Genomic DNA, 14,139 nt, shown 5'->3' on the forward strand with positions numbered 1-14,139 from the left:
GTTCGAATACCCGCTCTGCCTTAGACCAGTTCAGTCAAGCTATGGTAATAGTCCGCGTAATCACGTCGTTTTTTAAGAACGGTCTCAAGGTATTCCTCAAGCACGATCTTGTCCTGAACCGGATCCTTCACGATTGCGCCAAGGACGTTCGGGGCGAGACTGTCGGCCGTCAGTTTGCCATTGTTGAAAAAGGCCGCGTGGCTGAGACCGCCGATGGTGACTGCGATCGCCTCTGCGGTCGAAAGATTGCCGGAGGGCTTTTTGAGCGTTGTCTTCCCATCCACCGTTTCGCCCGATCTGAGTTCCCGGAAAATGGCGAGGAGCCTGGTGACTTCCTCCGCAACGTTCTTTGGCGCGGGGAGATCCAGGGAGCGGGCCATCTCGCCGACACGCTTGGACACAATCGCGATTTCCTCATCCATGTCGTCGGGAAGCGGAAGCACGACAACGTTGAAGCGCCGCTTGAGGGCGGCGGACAACTCGTTGACGCCTTTGTCGCGATCGTTGGCAGTGGCAATGACATTGAATCCGCGCGTGGCAAACACCGCGTCGTTAAGCTCCGGGATCGGCAACATCTTTTCCGATAGCACCGTTATGAGCGTGTCCTGAACATCAGATCCCATCCGCGTGAGTTCTTCCAGACGGCAGAGCTTGCCGTCTTCCATTGCCCGGAACAATGGGGTGGGAACCAGAGCTTCGCGGCTTGGTCCGTGCGCGAGCAGCTGGGCGTAGTTCCAGCTGTACCGGACCTGGTTTTCGTCTGTGCCGGCCGTGCACTGGATAACGCGCGTGGAATTGCCGGAAATCGCCGCAGCCAGGTGTTCCGACACCCAGGATTTGGCGGTCCCCGGTACACCGAGCAGCAGAAGGGCGCGGTCGGTTGCAAGAGTTGCCACCGCAGTTTCGATCAGCCGGCGGTTGCCGACATATTTCGCGCTGATCTCCGTACCGCCGGCTTTGCCACCCATCAGGTAGGTGATGACCGCCTGCGGCGAGAGCTCCCAGCCTTCCGGCTTCGGCTGATTGTCCGCTGCCTTCAGGGCCTCGATTTCATCTGCATAGGTGATCTCGGCGGGTTGGCGCAACGTGTCACTCATGAAGGATCTCCCGGTGTCAGGGCGGCGTTGAGCTGCAATACCAGCAGCGCCGCGTCGGCACGGCTCATGCCCGCCGTTAGAAATGTGTTGATCAGGGCCTCGGCGGCGACGGCGTCGGCCATCAGTCCAAGTTGAAACAGCGCTTGTTGAATGAGCGCTGTCTGGCCCGTTTTCTTTTCGTCTTCTGCCTGAGCACGGATGGCGGCAAGCAGCTCGGCCAGAAACGGTGCCTTTTCGAGGTCGCCGGTGCCGACAGTTCCCAGATGTCCGTGCATGCAGGAAAGCGCGGTGTTGAAACCATGCTCTTCCCTGGCCAATATCTCGGGCAAATGTCGCTTTCGGTCTTCAGTACCCAGCCGTTCAAGAAGCGGGGAGAGAGTGTCTGGCGCCGCCGACTTTTCTGACAGGACCCGTTCGACACAAGCGCGAAGCTGTCCGTCTGATCCCGTCCTTGCAACGAGGTCGCAAAAGCTGGCATCCATGACGTCTTCGCCAAACTGCCAGCTGGCAATCATTGCGTCAGGTTCCAGTTGAAGCGCTGACGCGAGGCCGGGCAGGCTGACAATCTCGTAAAGCTCGGATCTCCGAGCGCGCTGCGCTGCTGTCTTGAGTTTGCGGGCGCTGACGATCGTTTTCCGGTTGATGAGACCCTTTTTGCCGACCTGATGAAAGTCCGCCAGTTCCTGCGCGTTTTCTGCTTCGTCGAGATTGCGGCCGAGCCTTGCCAGAAATGCCGTGGCGAGTGCCTGCACCTTTTGCGAACGGTCGGATTCAGCAAGCTTTTCCAGAAACGGAATGTCATCTTGAGAGAGATTTTGGCCAAGGCACTGGATAACGCGCAGGCGCTGTTCGGCGGGCAACTGCTCCGCCTTGGCTTCAATCATAGATCGCGCTTTTCCGGCATCCTGATCGCGCATGTCGAAGAGGGCATTCACCAGTTCACCGGGTAGGAAATGACCCCAGGTGTCTTCTGACAGCTCAAGGTTCGGTTCCGTCGCTTCACGCTCGTCCCAGGCGTTCCAGGGCGTGTAGCACGCAGGCAGATCATCGAACCGTGACGGCATGAAATCCGCCGGATGCGTCACGTAGCCCCGGGCCGCCAGGAAGTGAAGCAAGAGGTTGCTTTGCTCGTTTGAGATCTTTTGCAGCGAAAAGACGCGCCGGAAGAGAGACCTGTGCTGTTCCGGCAGCGTCGGCAGCGGCAATTCAGGAAGAGCGGCGCAAGGGGTGAGTTCGGCAGATGGCGCTGACCGGAATGCGACGATGCCTGCCTGCGCGGTGATCGCGAGCAAGGCAAGCTCGGGGTCGTCGGAACGTCCAAGACGTTCCCGCAGCTCCACCGGTGCCTGTTCAACAGCGCTTCCGCCGACCATCCAACGGCTCTTGATCTTTTCCAGGGACCGGGAGAGCTCAGTCATGGAGCTGGATCCTTCCCCAGTTTGACTGCGCTCCGAGCAGGGACAGCCGCTTGCCGTCCCAAAGACCTACGGAGGAGGAGAGCTGCATTCCGGCGACATGGGCAGGCGGCGTGTTGCCAGTACGCAAGACATGTTGGCCATCCTCGGATTGCCACCAGGTTTCAGTTCCGGTTCGACAGAAACGTCCCGCCGGCAGCAGGATTGGACCACGCGTCAACCAGGGCGCTGCATCCTGGGCATCGAGAAACGGTGTCAGCGGATCTGAGCCGTTTGCCGATGGCCAGGCGATTTTTTCAGAGCCGCCCGGTTTGCGTTCACCCAAAATCGCCCTGAGTGGGACGCGCGCCGGATAGAAGAGCATTTCCGCTTCGAATTGCTCGCCCATGACGAAGGCACTACTGCGTCTGCCGAGGGAGGCTTGGAAAAAGTCGAGCAAAACGGCGAAGCCGGGTCCGTTGCCGAGGTTGAGCAGCCAGGTCGCCTGGCTGACCATACCGTCCCGGCGCGTCACGATTTCCTCGCCGATCACCTCCCAATGCGACGAAACGCGGAGCACTGCCGGATTTTCAAAGAGGCTTTCGCGTGTTTCCGACGTCGCAACGGCCCGTCTTAGCTCAGGATCAGAGGGGTTCTTTCGCCAGGCCTTTGTCAGAATGACGATCTTGCCCAGCTCGAGAAGCGCTGTTTCCAGGCGCTCTTCGGCGCTGAGCGGCATCAGTTTGGCCGGCAACTCATCTAGCCTGCCTGCAAGCGCTTGTGCCTTGCCGTCGACAAGGCGTGCGGCGATGGAGCGGCAGCGATCCGTCATATCGTCGAGGAACCCCGCGAGGCCCGTTCTTAGCTGGTCGGAGATCCATTGCTGGAGATCTTCGGTTGCGGCAAAGAGCGCTGCTTCCGTGTCTTTTGCGCGCTTCTCGGCAGCCGCCTGGCGGCGTGCTTCGGTCTTCGTGTCGGTCGGCTTGTCCGGCGTTTCAACGCGGGCTTCGTCAAGGGATTTGCCCACCGCGCTTTTGTCTGCCGGAGCAGCCGGCTTTGAACCGGTCGTGCGCCGCCTGCCCAGCCAGTCGCTCACCCAGTCGGGCACGGCTCCCGGCTGGAAGGGCGACGGATCGTCGGCAAACATCCACATCAGGGCGAGCACGTGCTTGCAGGGAAATTTCCGGGACGGACAGGTGCATTTGTAACTGTGGTTGGCGGTGTCGAAAACCGTTCGATAGGGATTTGCACCCGATCCCTGACACTCGCCCCACACAAGATGATCTGCTTCAGATTGTGCGCGCAACGGCCATTTCTTCGCTTTTGTGAGACCGTTCGCGGCCTTCAGTGATGCCTGGTCGGGAGCAAGAGCGGTGATGGCGTCGTGGTCTAGCGGCATGGATCAAAAACGGAGCTCTGATGAAACCGGCGCGTGGCCAAAGGCGAGACGAATTGATGCGATCTAGCACTCTTTGATGTGTCGACCGCGGAAACTGAAACGGCACTGCAATGCAGACGCGAGGGAACTTAGGCGAGTCTCCCGTGGCTTGTAAATCGGCGGCGTGTCAAATCACGCATTAAGACAAACAATTCGTTTCGCGAAAGTGACCGGCTCAAGAACCTGCTTGCCCGGAAGAAGTCTGAGCGGATCCTTTGACGATCGCCGCAATCTCATTGAGCTGTCCGGCAAGCGGGCTCGATTTGCGCCAGACCATGCCGACCGTGCGCGACGGTTCTGGTGACTGGAAGCGGGATATCGAAACGGAGGCGGAACGCGTTTCGACCGGAACCGCCATTTCCGGAATGAGGGTCACACCTATGCCGGCGCTAACCATCTGAACGAGCGTCGAAAGCGAGCTTGCGTCGAGAACCTCACGCGGAGGACCAGACGGCATATTGCAAAAAGAAAGGGCCTGGTCCCTGAAACAGTGCCCTTCCTCCAGAAGGAGGAGGCGCATTTGCCGGAGCGCATCCGCATTGGGCATGGGCGCATCAGCCTCACCTGCAGAGCGCACAAGCACGAATGTTTCCTGGAAAAGAGGGGTTTCGGCAAGAGCGCTTTCCGAGACGGGAAGAGCGACGATCGCCGTGTCGAGCTTGCCTTCATGGAGTTCCTGAATGAGTTTCGGCGTCACGGTTTCACGCACATGAATATCCAGTTCAGGATGCTGGATCGACAAGGTGCTGATGACGTTCGGCAGGAGATAAGGAGCAATGGTCGGAATAACGCCAATGCGCAGGCGACCAACCAGGCGGTCCTTTGACGCGCGTGCAAGATCTCCAAGTTCTTCGGTTGCTCTCAAAATGTCCCTGGCCCGCTCAACGGCGACCTCGCCAAAGTGGGTTAGCCGAACCTGACGGGGCCCGCGCTCGATCAGGGGCGAGCCGAGCGCATCCTCCATCTCCTTGATCTGCATCGAGAGCGCAGGCTGGGAAATTGCGCAAGCCTCGGCGGCTTTGCCGAAGTGGCCATACCGCGCAAGGGCCTCAAAATAGCGAAGTTGTTTCAGGGTAATATTGATCATAAGAAAATCCTATCAAAGCGATCAGGAAATTCAACTTCTTCTGATGGGTTAGGTCTGCTAGTTTAGAATCAGTTGAGACTGGAAGCGTGTGGACTACATACTGCTGGAAGCCACGCCCTCCGGTCTCTCTTTGACGAATTTCGGAGTTCTCCGGCCTTTAACCCGCAATGAAAACGGTATCTGCCAATGCTGCAGATTGTCTGTCAAATTGCTGTCACGGGGCCGGAGTTGATTTGGCGCGGTGTGTGTCACCGACACTCGAATTGGAGAGTAAAATGGACGCTAAGGTCGATAAAGCGGGCGGTTGCCCGGTCATGCACGGCGGTAACACGTCGATGGACAAGCCGGTTACGAAATGGTGGCCCAATGCACTCAACCTGGACATCCTCCATCAGCACGGCGCCCGGACCAATCCGATGGACCCGGACTTCAATTTCCGTGAAGCCGCGAAGGGGCTGGACCATGAGGCCGTCAAGGCCGATGTCCGCGCCCTGATGACCGACAGTCAGGACTGGTGGCCGGCCGACTGGGGTCATTATGGTGGTCTCATGATCCGCCTGGCATGGCATTCCGCAGGTTCCTACCGCATGCAGGACGGTCGCGGCGGCGCAGGCTCAGGCAACATCCGCTTTGCTCCGCTGAATTCCTGGCCGGACAATGCCAGCCTCGACAAGGCGCGCCGTCTTCTGTGGCCCGTGAAAAAGAAATACGGCAACGCGCTTTCATGGGCGGACCTGATCATTCTCGCCGGCAACATGGCTTATGAGACCATGGGTTTCAAAACCTTCGGCTTCGGCTTTGGCCGCGAGGATATCTGGGGGCCGGAGACAGACGTTTATTGGGGTTCTGAAAAGGAGTGGCTGGCACCGTCCGAGAACCGCTACGAGAACCTCGAAGATGCGTCCACGCTCGAGAACCCGCTGGCCGCGGTTCACATGGGCCTCATTTACGTCAACCCGGAAGGTGTCAACGGCAACCCGGACCCGGTCAAGACAGGTGCCCATATCCGGGAAACCTTTGCCCGGATGGCGATGAACGACGAGGAAACCGCTGCCCTCACATGCGGTGGCCACACGGTCGGCAAGGCACATGGCCGCGGCGCGGTCAACGACATCGGTGTTGAGCCGGAAGCTACTGGCGTCGAAGCGCAGGGTCTCGGCTGGTCGAACCCGGGGCTCGACGGCAAGGCAACCAATGCCTTCACATCCGGCATCGAAGGGGCCTGGACGAAAGAGCCGACCAAGTTCGACATGGGCTATTTCGACTATCTCTTCAACTACGAATGGGAACTGACGAAGTCCCCGGCAGGCGCCTGGCAGTGGAAGCCGGTGGATATGCCGGAAGCCGAAAAGCCGGTCGATCCGACCGATCCTTCGATCCGTCATGACCCAATGATGACCGATGCGGACATGGCCATGAAAATGGATCCTGTCTACAACGAGATTTGCCGCAAGTTCATGGAAGACGAGGCGTATTTCCGTGACGCATTTGCGCGGGCATGGTTCAAGCTGACCCACCGTGACATGGGTCCGCGCGTCAATTATCTCGGCCCGGATGTACCGGCGGAAGACCTGATCTGGCAGGATCCGATCCCGGCTGGTTCAACCTCCTACGATGTCGATGCGGTCAAGGCGAAGATTGCCGCAAGCGGTCTGTCAGCCACCGAGATGATCGCAACGGCCTGGGACAGTGCGCGGACCTTCCGCGGTTCCGACAAGCGTGGCGGCGCCAACGGTGCCCGTATCCGTCTTGCGCCGCAAAAGGACTGGGAAGGCAACGAGCCGGCGCGTCTGGCAAAGGTCCTAGGCGCACTGGAGCCTATTGCCGCTGAAGCGGGTGCGTCGCTTGCCGACGTCATCGTGCTCGCCGGCAATGTCGGTGTCGAACAGGCCATCAAGGCGGCTGGATCCGATGTGTCGGTGCCCTTTGCACCTGGCCGCGGCGATGCAACCGATGCCCATACGGATGCGGACTCCTTTGACGTGCTCGAGCCTCTCGCAGACGGCTTCCGCAACTGGGAGAAGGAGAACTACGCTGTCAGCCCCGAGGAAATGATGCTCGACAAGGCACAGCTTCTCGGCCTGACCGCGCAGGAAATGACAGTTCTCGTTGGCGGACTGCGCGTTCTTGGCACCAACCACGGCGGCTCCAAGCACGGTGTCTTCACGGACCGTGAAGGGGCTCTGACGACAGACTTCTTCGTCAATCTGACGGATATGGCCAACAGCTGGAAGCCGGTTTCGGATGGCACCTATGAAATCCGCGACCGCAAGCTGGATACGCTGAAGTGGACGGCAACAAGCGCAGATCTCGTGTTCGGTTCGAACTCGATCCTGCGAGCCTACGCTGAAGTCTATGCCCAGGACGACAACCAGGCGAAATTCGTCAAGGACTTCGTTGCCGCCTGGACCAAGGTCATGAACGCGGACCGTTTCGAGCTGGCATAAGCCGGACCTGAGGCACCGAGAAACAGAATACGGCGTCCCGGCCACCGGGGCGCCGTTTTTGTATGTGCTCGGTCGCGCAAGGTGGTCCATTCGCAGGGCCACATATTTTTGCGGAAAGTCATTGTCTCGTCACAAGGATCATGTTGCACTGCGAAGAGTTTCAGGCTGCGTCTGAAACGGCGGGAGGATTTGTGCGGCTTTTGGCCGGTTCCAGTCTGTTTCAACGTCAGGGAGCTGACAGCTCATGTTCGATTTGACGGGTTTCAAGGCCCTGGTGGTGGGGGTCGCCAATGATGAGTCCATCGCTTACGGCTGCGCAAAGGCATTCCGCAAGCAAGGTGCCGATCTGGCGATCACGTATCTCAATGAAAAGGCGGAGCCATATGTGCGCCCGCTCGCCGAAGAGCTTGAGGCGGACATCATCGCACCGCTCGACGTTCGCGATCAGGACCAGCTGGACGCGCTCTTTGCCGATATAACGCAAAAATGGGGCAAGCTCGACACGCTGCTACATTCGATCGCGTTCTCGAAAAAGGACGATCTTCACGGAAGAGTGGTCGATTGCTCCGCTGACGGGTTCGGTTTGGCCATGGACATCTCGGTTCATTCGTTTCTGCGGCTGATCCGCAAGGCCGAACCCTTGATGCCGCATGGTGGAACCTGCATGACGGTATCCTTCATGGGCGCACAGAAGGTTGTCGAGAATTACGGTGTCATGGGTCCGGTCAAGGCGGCGCTTGAAGCCGCGACCCGCTACGTCGCAGCGGAAATGGGACCGAAAGGGATCTCGGTGCACGCGCTCTCACCCGGGCCGCTGAAAACCCGAGCCGCATCGGGCATTGCCGAATTCGACGAGCTTCTGAATGATGCAGCCGAGCGCGCGCCGACGCACCACCTTGCCACGATCGATGATGTCGGTGCCTACGCCGCCTTCCTGGCGAGCCGGGAGGCATACAATGTCACCGGCGGCATTCATTTTATCGATGGCGGCTACAGCATTGTTGGATAGGAGGTCCTGATGAAGGACATATTTGACGCTCTGGAAAAAGGTCACAACGAGTTTCTGCATTCGCTGGAAGACGCGACCGCCTGGTCCCCTTCACAACGGCTCACCGCATGGCAGGCACAGGCGACAGAAATCTCCAACATGATGGAGCTGATGGGCCGGGGACTGAGCAAGCATCTCAACAGTATCAACGACGATCACAAGACCCGTTGGCAGAACAGTCTTGCGGAGTATGGAAAGGCGATTGAAGACCTTGCGAAAGCACAGGGGAATGGCCTGCTATACAACGCTTTTGAGAGCTATTGGAAGGATGCCGCTCAACGCGTCGTCCTGACGATGGACACGCTTCGCCAGCGTGGCGACATCTTCATCGAGCATGAAGAAGCCGGGTGTCCGCCGGTCCTGATCTACGACTACGAAGTGGTTGTGGACGGTGCGGATCTGCCGCATCCGTGCTGCTATATGCTTCTTAAGATCATCCAGCCGAAAGATAGCCCGCATCGCGAGCCAAAGCCCTGGAAGCGCCCGTACATCATCATCGATCCAAGAGCAGGGCACGGTGCCGGTATTGGCGGGTTCAAACCGGACAGCCAGGTAGGCGTTGCACTTCGCGACGGTCACCCCGTTTATTTTGTCGCCTTCAAACGCATGCCGGAAAAGGGACAGACCCTTGCTGATGTGACCCACGCCGAAGCTGCGTTTGTGCGTAAGGTAATGGAACTACATCCGGAAGCGCCCAACCCGGTGGTGACGGGCAATTGCCAGGGCGGATGGGCGACGCTTTTGCTGGCAGCCACCAATCCGGACCTCACGGGACCGATCATCCTGAACGGAGCTCCGGTTTCGACCTGGGCGGGACGTGTCGGGGAAAACCCGATGCGCTACAATGGCGGCATCCTCGGCGGCACCTATAACGCCATGTTCTATTCGGACCTCGGTCACGGCGTGTTTGACGGCGCGGACATCGTCCAGAATTTTGAGCTTCTCAATCCTGCGAGAAACTATTTCGGCAAGTATTACGACCTCTACTCGAAGGTCGATACCGAGCCGCATCGCTTCCTGGAATTCGAACGCTGGTGGGGGGGCTACTTCCTCCTGAATGAAGCGGAAATGAGGTGGATCGTCGAACAGCTCTTTGTCGGCAATCGTCTTTCCAAGAATGAGGCGCAGCTTGAACCGGGCCGGAATGTCGACATCAAACAGATCCGCGCGCCCATCATCGTCTTTGCCAGCTTTGGCGATAACATCACCCCGCCGCAGCAGGCGCTCAACTGGATCATCGACACCTACACGGACGAGCGGGAAATAGCCATCCGCGGCCAGCGGATCATCTACATGGTGCACGACCAGGTCGGCCATCTCGGGATCTTTGTGTCCTCCAAGATCGCAAAGAAGGAACACACGGAAGTCACATCGACGCTCAAGACAATCGAAGCTCTGCCCCCGGGTCTCTATGAAATGACCATCGACGAGTATGAAGGTGAGCTTCTCGACCGCAAGTTCACTGTCAGCTTCCACGAACGCAAGATGGATGATCTGAAGACGCTCGATGACGGCAGGGACGACGAAATCCCCTTTGCTGCGGTCGCAAGAGCTTCGGAGCAACACGCCGAGTTTTACGATGTCTGCGTGCGGCCTTTCGTGCAGGCCGGTGTGACTGAACAAACAGCTGAGCTGCGCCGCAGAACGCATCCGCTCAGGATGCAGCGTGAATTGTTTTCCAGCATGAATCCGTTCCTGAGCGCCTTGCCCGGATGGGCAGAGCGGGTGAAGAACGACCGGAAACCCGTTGCGCCGGACAACCCTTTTGTCGAGCTGGAACGTGTCAACGCTGCCTTGATCGAGCAGTCCATGGATCTGTTTCGAGATTTGCGCGACACGATGTATGAGAACCTTTTCTACGCGATCTGGGGCTCGCCATATATGCGCTGGTTCGGCCGGACGAAACAGCCGGGCCGCACGCTGAAACGCACAGATGAATTGCGCAGTCTGCCACCCGTTCAGGCCGCCTTGATGCATATCGAGGAAGGCGGTTTTCGCGAAGCAGTCGTACGCATGCTGATCCTGCTGGCGGACAGCCGGGGCAACGTGCGCCGGGATCGCCTGGAACGTTCCTCGCGTGTGCTGACTCAGGATGAGCCGTTCAAGTCCCTTACGCCTGACGAACGCAGTTTTCTCCTTCAGGAGCAGACGCTTATTGTGGAATTTGCACCGGAACAGGCGATCACCACCTTGCCCAAGCTCCTGAAAACGCAAGAGGAGCGCGAACTTGCGTCCAAGGTGGTGCGTTACATTCCAGGCGCGCTTGACGAAATGACGCCGCATACGCTGGAAACCTTGCAGAAATTCCATCAGGTACTCGACTTGCCGCCGGTTTCCGGTGATGTCACCGATGATCCGCTTGCAGGCAGAAAGGCCGTGCCGGAAGCGAAGAACGGTGCTCATCAGGCCGTTTCTGAGAAAACGGAAAAAGCAAGCGAAGTTGCTGCCTCTTCAGCCAAAGCGCCGCAAAACGCATCGCACCGCAAGCCGGCGGCACGCAAAGCGGCCACGAGCAAGCCGGCAGCAACGAAGCCGGCGATGCGCAAGACGGTCGCAACGAAGCCTGCCGCGCGCCGCAAGCCACGCCAGACACCCAAAAAGTCTCAAGAACCCGCTGAATAATAAGAAAGGGCGTCCGGGCCTCTCGGACGCCCTACAGAGCCCCCCTGGTTACTGTTGGAGTTAGGCTCTGAACTGAAAGCGATTTTTCGCTTTTCCGGCTAAGACCGGTTCCCACGGTGAGCCCATCCGGTCATCCGTATTTCCAGCCACGCCATTATTGCGTACATAACAATACCAAGAACCGCGAGCGCTACAAGTCCTGCCCATACCAGCGGGACATTAAATTGCGACTGCGCGGCAAGCATCATGTGCCCGATGCCCGAGTTTGCCGCCACCGTCTCCGAAATCACCGACCCGACAAAGGCGAGCGTGATCGCAACCTTCAATGAGCCGAAGAAATAGGGCATCGATCTTGGAATGCCGACCTTGAGCATGATATCGAGTTTCTTGGCGCCGAGCGCGCGCAGAACGTCCTCCATTTCCGGTTCGATTGTCGCAAGGCCGGTCGCGACGTTGACGACAATCGGAAAGAACGCAATCAGGAACGCCGTCAGAACAGCGGGAATGGTTCCGATGCCGAACCAAATCACGAGGATCGGCACGACGGCGACTTTCGGAATTGAGTTGAAGCCGATCATGAGAGGATAAAGACCGGCATAGATGACCCGGCTCCAGCCGATGGCAAGACCCAGGGCCAGACCGCCAACGACGGCAAGCAGGAAGCCGGCGACCGTCGTGAAAAGCGTCTGGACCGAGTTTTTCCAGATCGGTGACCAGTATTTGACGATCGCCTCCCAGATATCGGTCGGCGCCGGCAGGATGAAGACCGGAAGGTTGAATGCCTTTACCGCAAGTTCCCAGATCAGGAAAAGACCGATGGTCCAGAGCCAGGGTGCCAGGGTGATCCAGCGAGACGTCGTCATGCCGCCACCCTCGCTTCCGCGATCAACGCTCTGAGGTCATGAACAATGTCATTGAAGGCCGCTTCGTAGATCAGGTCGATTGATCGGGGCCGGGGGAAGGAGACTTCCCGCCGCTCGATAATTTTGCCTGGGCGTGCACTCATGACGAAAACGGTATCAGCAAGATAGACGGCCTCTCGAAGGTCGTGGGTCACGAGGATGACCGTGAAGCTTTTTTCTGCGTGCAGATCGCGCATCACCTGCCACAGTTCCTCACGCGTAAAGGCGTCGAGTGCACCAAAAGGCTCATCGAGCATTAGAAGCGCCGGATCATGGATCAGGGCGCGGCACAGGTTGGCGCGTTGCTGCATCCCACCTGAGAGTTGCCAGGGGTATTTTTCGCCAAAGCCACCAAGGCCTACAAGCTTGAGCAATTCTTCTGCCTTTGCCGTGTAAGCCGCTTTTTCGCGCCGGAGGTTGGCGCGATGAGGCTGGACGATCTCCAGCGGCAGCATCACGTTGGACAGCGTGCTGCGCCATGGCAGCATCGACGGGTTCTGAAAAGCCATGCCGGCGATGGACACCGGCCCTGACACTTCCTGCTGGGCAACCTCAACTGTGCCTTCCTGCGGCGTAATCAATCCCGTCGCAAGTTTCATGAGTGTCGATTTTCCGCAGCCCGACGGGCCGACGACAGCTGCAAACTCGCCTTCCTGGATACTCATGTCCAATCCGTCGAGTGCAAGGGTCGCATCGCCTGCCTGGCCGTAAGACAGACGTACGTTCCTAAGGTCTACAAATCCGGTCAAAGTCTGGTCCGAAACAGGGCTCCTGCGGCCATTTGGCGGCCGCAGGAGCAATTGATTAAGGGTGAAGCGGAAGGATTACCTGACCATCCGTTCTTCCTTCGGAGGCAGGTAGCTGCTGTCGAAGACTTTCTCCGGGCTCGGCGGCGTATCGCTCACGCCCATGGAGGTTTGCAGGTATTCCATGGACTTCGCCAGTTTCTCCATGTCGATACCGCCAAAACCGTTTTCCTTGACAGCCGGTGTGGCAATGGAGCCTTCGACCGCCATTGTCAGTCGGTCGATTTCAACGGCTTCATCGAGAACTTCGTTCCTTTTCATGACAAAGGGAATGGCGGCAGCCGGGTCGGCGATCGCATCCAGGTAGCCCTTGGTGAGGGCTTTCACGAAGCCCTTGACCGCATCCGGGTTTTCGGCGGCAAAGTCCGTGTTGGCGATGACCACATTGCCGTAAAGATCAAGACCGTTTTCACCCATGAGAATGAGCGAAATATCGTCTTCAGGTACGCCTTGCGCCTTCAGGTTCAAAACGGAGGAGAACGAGAAGCCGAAGATCGCATCGACCTGGCCTTGCGCCAGCATGGGTTCGCGGACTGGAAAGCCTACATTCTCGATGGTGATACCGCTTGTGTCGAGCCCTGCCACATCGACGAAGGCCGGCCATTGTCCGAAGGCAGCGTCCGGGGGTGGTGCGCCCAATGTCTTGCCTTCAAGGGACTTGGGATCTTCCGTCACGCCCTGGCTTTTCCGGCCGATCACTGCGAAGGGCGGCGTTTCATAGGCCATCATGACGGCTTTGACTTTAAGATCCGGCTGTTCGTCCATCAGCTTGATCAGGGCGTTGATGTCGCCGAAGCCCATGTCGTAGGTTCCGGTCGCAACACGCGGCAGCGATTCGCGGGATCCGGCACCACTGTCGATGGTTACGTTCAGACCCTCATCCTTGAAATAACCCTTGTCGAGAGCAATGAAAAAGGGTGCGGACGGACCTTCAAATTTCCAGTCCAGTGTGAATTTGATATCGGTCTCGGCATGGGCACTGCCAGCCGCGAACATCACTGCGAGTGCTAAGCCTCTCAAAAGACGCATTGTAATCCCCTGTGGTTTGGTTCTTCCGCGAAAGTTTGAAATGTGCTTGCACAAAAATCAAGCAAGATATTGCAGTGCCTAGAATGCGATCATTCGATTGAACTTGCTCAAGGCAACTGCGACGGGCAGGTGGTCGACGGAGCAACCAATGCATTTGCGCGTCGTGGCGCAACTCTTTGCCCGGAAATGGTCGCAGTTTTCATTTCAAACCCGAAGGTGACGGCTTAAAATATCTCCGTGGATCAAGATCCGGAAGGCTACCGGCTTGC

Annotated in this window: 10 protein-coding genes; 3 read left to right on the forward strand and 7 right to left on the reverse strand. The window is 58.3% G+C overall.

The annotated features are described in order from the left end of the window. Positions 1–20: 20 nt before the first annotated feature. The 4 genes from ABVF61_RS19655 to ABVF61_RS19670 all read right to left on the reverse strand — a co-directional run bounded on the left by ABVF61_RS19655 (position 21) and on the right by ABVF61_RS19670 (position 5,016). Positions 21–1,097: an ATP-binding protein gene (locus ABVF61_RS19655; RefSeq protein ID WP_353995224.1), complete on the reverse strand. Its 1,077-nt coding sequence runs from the start codon at positions 1,095–1,097 to the stop codon at positions 21–23. Further along, positions 1,094–2,515: a DUF5691 domain-containing protein gene (locus ABVF61_RS19660; protein ID WP_353995225.1), complete on the reverse strand. Its 1,422-nt coding sequence runs from the start codon at positions 2,513–2,515 to the stop codon at positions 1,094–1,096. The genes ABVF61_RS19655 and ABVF61_RS19660 overlap by 4 nt, the downstream gene beginning before the upstream one ends. Continuing rightward, positions 2,508–3,890 carry an SWIM zinc finger family protein gene (locus tag ABVF61_RS19665; RefSeq protein WP_353995226.1) on the reverse strand — a complete coding sequence of 461 codons (1,383 nt, stop codon included), beginning with the start codon at positions 3,888–3,890 and terminating at the stop codon, positions 2,508–2,510. The genes ABVF61_RS19660 and ABVF61_RS19665 overlap by 8 nt, the downstream gene beginning before the upstream one ends. A 214-nt stretch (positions 3,891–4,104) precedes the next feature. Further along, positions 4,105–5,016 carry a hydrogen peroxide-inducible genes activator gene (locus ABVF61_RS19670; RefSeq protein ID WP_353995227.1) on the reverse strand — a complete coding sequence of 304 codons (912 nt, stop codon included), beginning with the start codon at positions 5,014–5,016 and terminating at the stop codon, positions 4,105–4,107. Positions 5,017–5,291: 275 nt separating this feature from the next. Between ABVF61_RS19670 and katG the strand changes: the two genes are divergently transcribed. The 3 genes from katG (at position 5,292) to ABVF61_RS19685 (ending at position 11,133) form a co-directional block, all read left to right on the forward strand. Continuing rightward, positions 5,292–7,463, forward strand: coding sequence for a catalase/peroxidase HPI (gene katG, locus ABVF61_RS19675; protein ID WP_353995228.1), 2,172 nt, complete (start codon positions 5,292–5,294; stop codon positions 7,461–7,463). Positions 7,464–7,707: 244 nt separating this feature from the next. Further along, on the forward strand, positions 7,708–8,472 hold the full coding sequence (gene fabI / locus ABVF61_RS19680) for an enoyl-ACP reductase FabI (RefSeq protein WP_353995229.1): 765 nt from the start codon (positions 7,708–7,710) through the stop codon (positions 8,470–8,472). A 9-nt stretch (positions 8,473–8,481) separates the two neighbouring features. Next, positions 8,482–11,133 (forward strand): DUF3141 domain-containing protein, encoded by a 2,652-nt coding sequence (locus tag ABVF61_RS19685; protein WP_353995230.1) that lies wholly within the window; start codon positions 8,482–8,484, stop codon positions 11,131–11,133. A gap of 98 nt (positions 11,134–11,231) precedes the next feature. Here ABVF61_RS19685 and ABVF61_RS19690 read toward each other — a convergent pair whose 3' ends face one another. From ABVF61_RS19690 to ABVF61_RS19700, 3 genes are all read right to left on the reverse strand, one after another. Further along, positions 11,232–11,996, reverse strand: a complete 765-nt coding sequence (locus tag ABVF61_RS19690; RefSeq protein WP_353995231.1) for an ABC transporter permease — start codon at positions 11,994–11,996, stop codon at positions 11,232–11,234. Continuing rightward, entirely contained in the window at positions 11,993–12,784 is a 792-nt protein-coding gene (locus ABVF61_RS19695; protein WP_353995232.1) for an ABC transporter ATP-binding protein, read from the reverse strand. The genes ABVF61_RS19690 and ABVF61_RS19695 overlap by 4 nt, the downstream gene beginning before the upstream one ends. A gap of 75 nt (positions 12,785–12,859) precedes the next feature. Beyond that, positions 12,860–13,870 carry an ABC transporter substrate-binding protein gene (locus tag ABVF61_RS19700; protein WP_353995233.1) on the reverse strand — a complete coding sequence of 337 codons (1,011 nt, stop codon included), beginning with the start codon at positions 13,868–13,870 and terminating at the stop codon, positions 12,860–12,862. Between the last annotated feature and the right edge of the window lie 269 nt (positions 13,871–14,139).

Origin of the sequence: Roseibium sp. HPY-6 (assembly GCF_040530035.1) — a bacterium.
Classification (GTDB): Bacteria; Pseudomonadota; Alphaproteobacteria; order Rhizobiales; family Stappiaceae; genus Roseibium.

Bases quoted from the DNA above. Each gene is read 5' to 3' on its own strand.
- ABVF61_RS19655 (WP_353995224.1), bottom strand. From the start codon at position 1,097: ATGAGTGACACGTTGCGCCAACCCGCCGAGATCACCTATGCAGATGAA.
- ABVF61_RS19660 (WP_353995225.1), bottom strand. From the start codon at position 2,515: ATGACTGAGCTCTCCCGGTCCCTGGAAAAGATCAAGAGCCGTTGGATG.
- ABVF61_RS19665 (WP_353995226.1), bottom strand. From the start codon at position 3,890: ATGCCGCTAGACCACGACGCCATCACCGCTCTTGCTCCCGACCAGGCA.
- ABVF61_RS19670 (WP_353995227.1), bottom strand. From the start codon at position 5,016: ATGATCAATATTACCCTGAAACAACTTCGCTATTTTGAGGCCCTTGCG.
- katG (WP_353995228.1), top strand. From the start codon at position 5,292: ATGGACGCTAAGGTCGATAAAGCGGGCGGTTGCCCGGTCATGCACGGC.
- fabI (WP_353995229.1), top strand. From the start codon at position 7,708: ATGTTCGATTTGACGGGTTTCAAGGCCCTGGTGGTGGGGGTCGCCAAT.
- ABVF61_RS19685 (WP_353995230.1), top strand. From the start codon at position 8,482: ATGAAGGACATATTTGACGCTCTGGAAAAAGGTCACAACGAGTTTCTG.
- ABVF61_RS19690 (WP_353995231.1), bottom strand. From the start codon at position 11,996: ATGACGACGTCTCGCTGGATCACCCTGGCACCCTGGCTCTGGACCATC.
- ABVF61_RS19700 (WP_353995233.1), bottom strand. From the start codon at position 13,870: ATGCGTCTTTTGAGAGGCTTAGCACTCGCAGTGATGTTCGCGGCTGGC.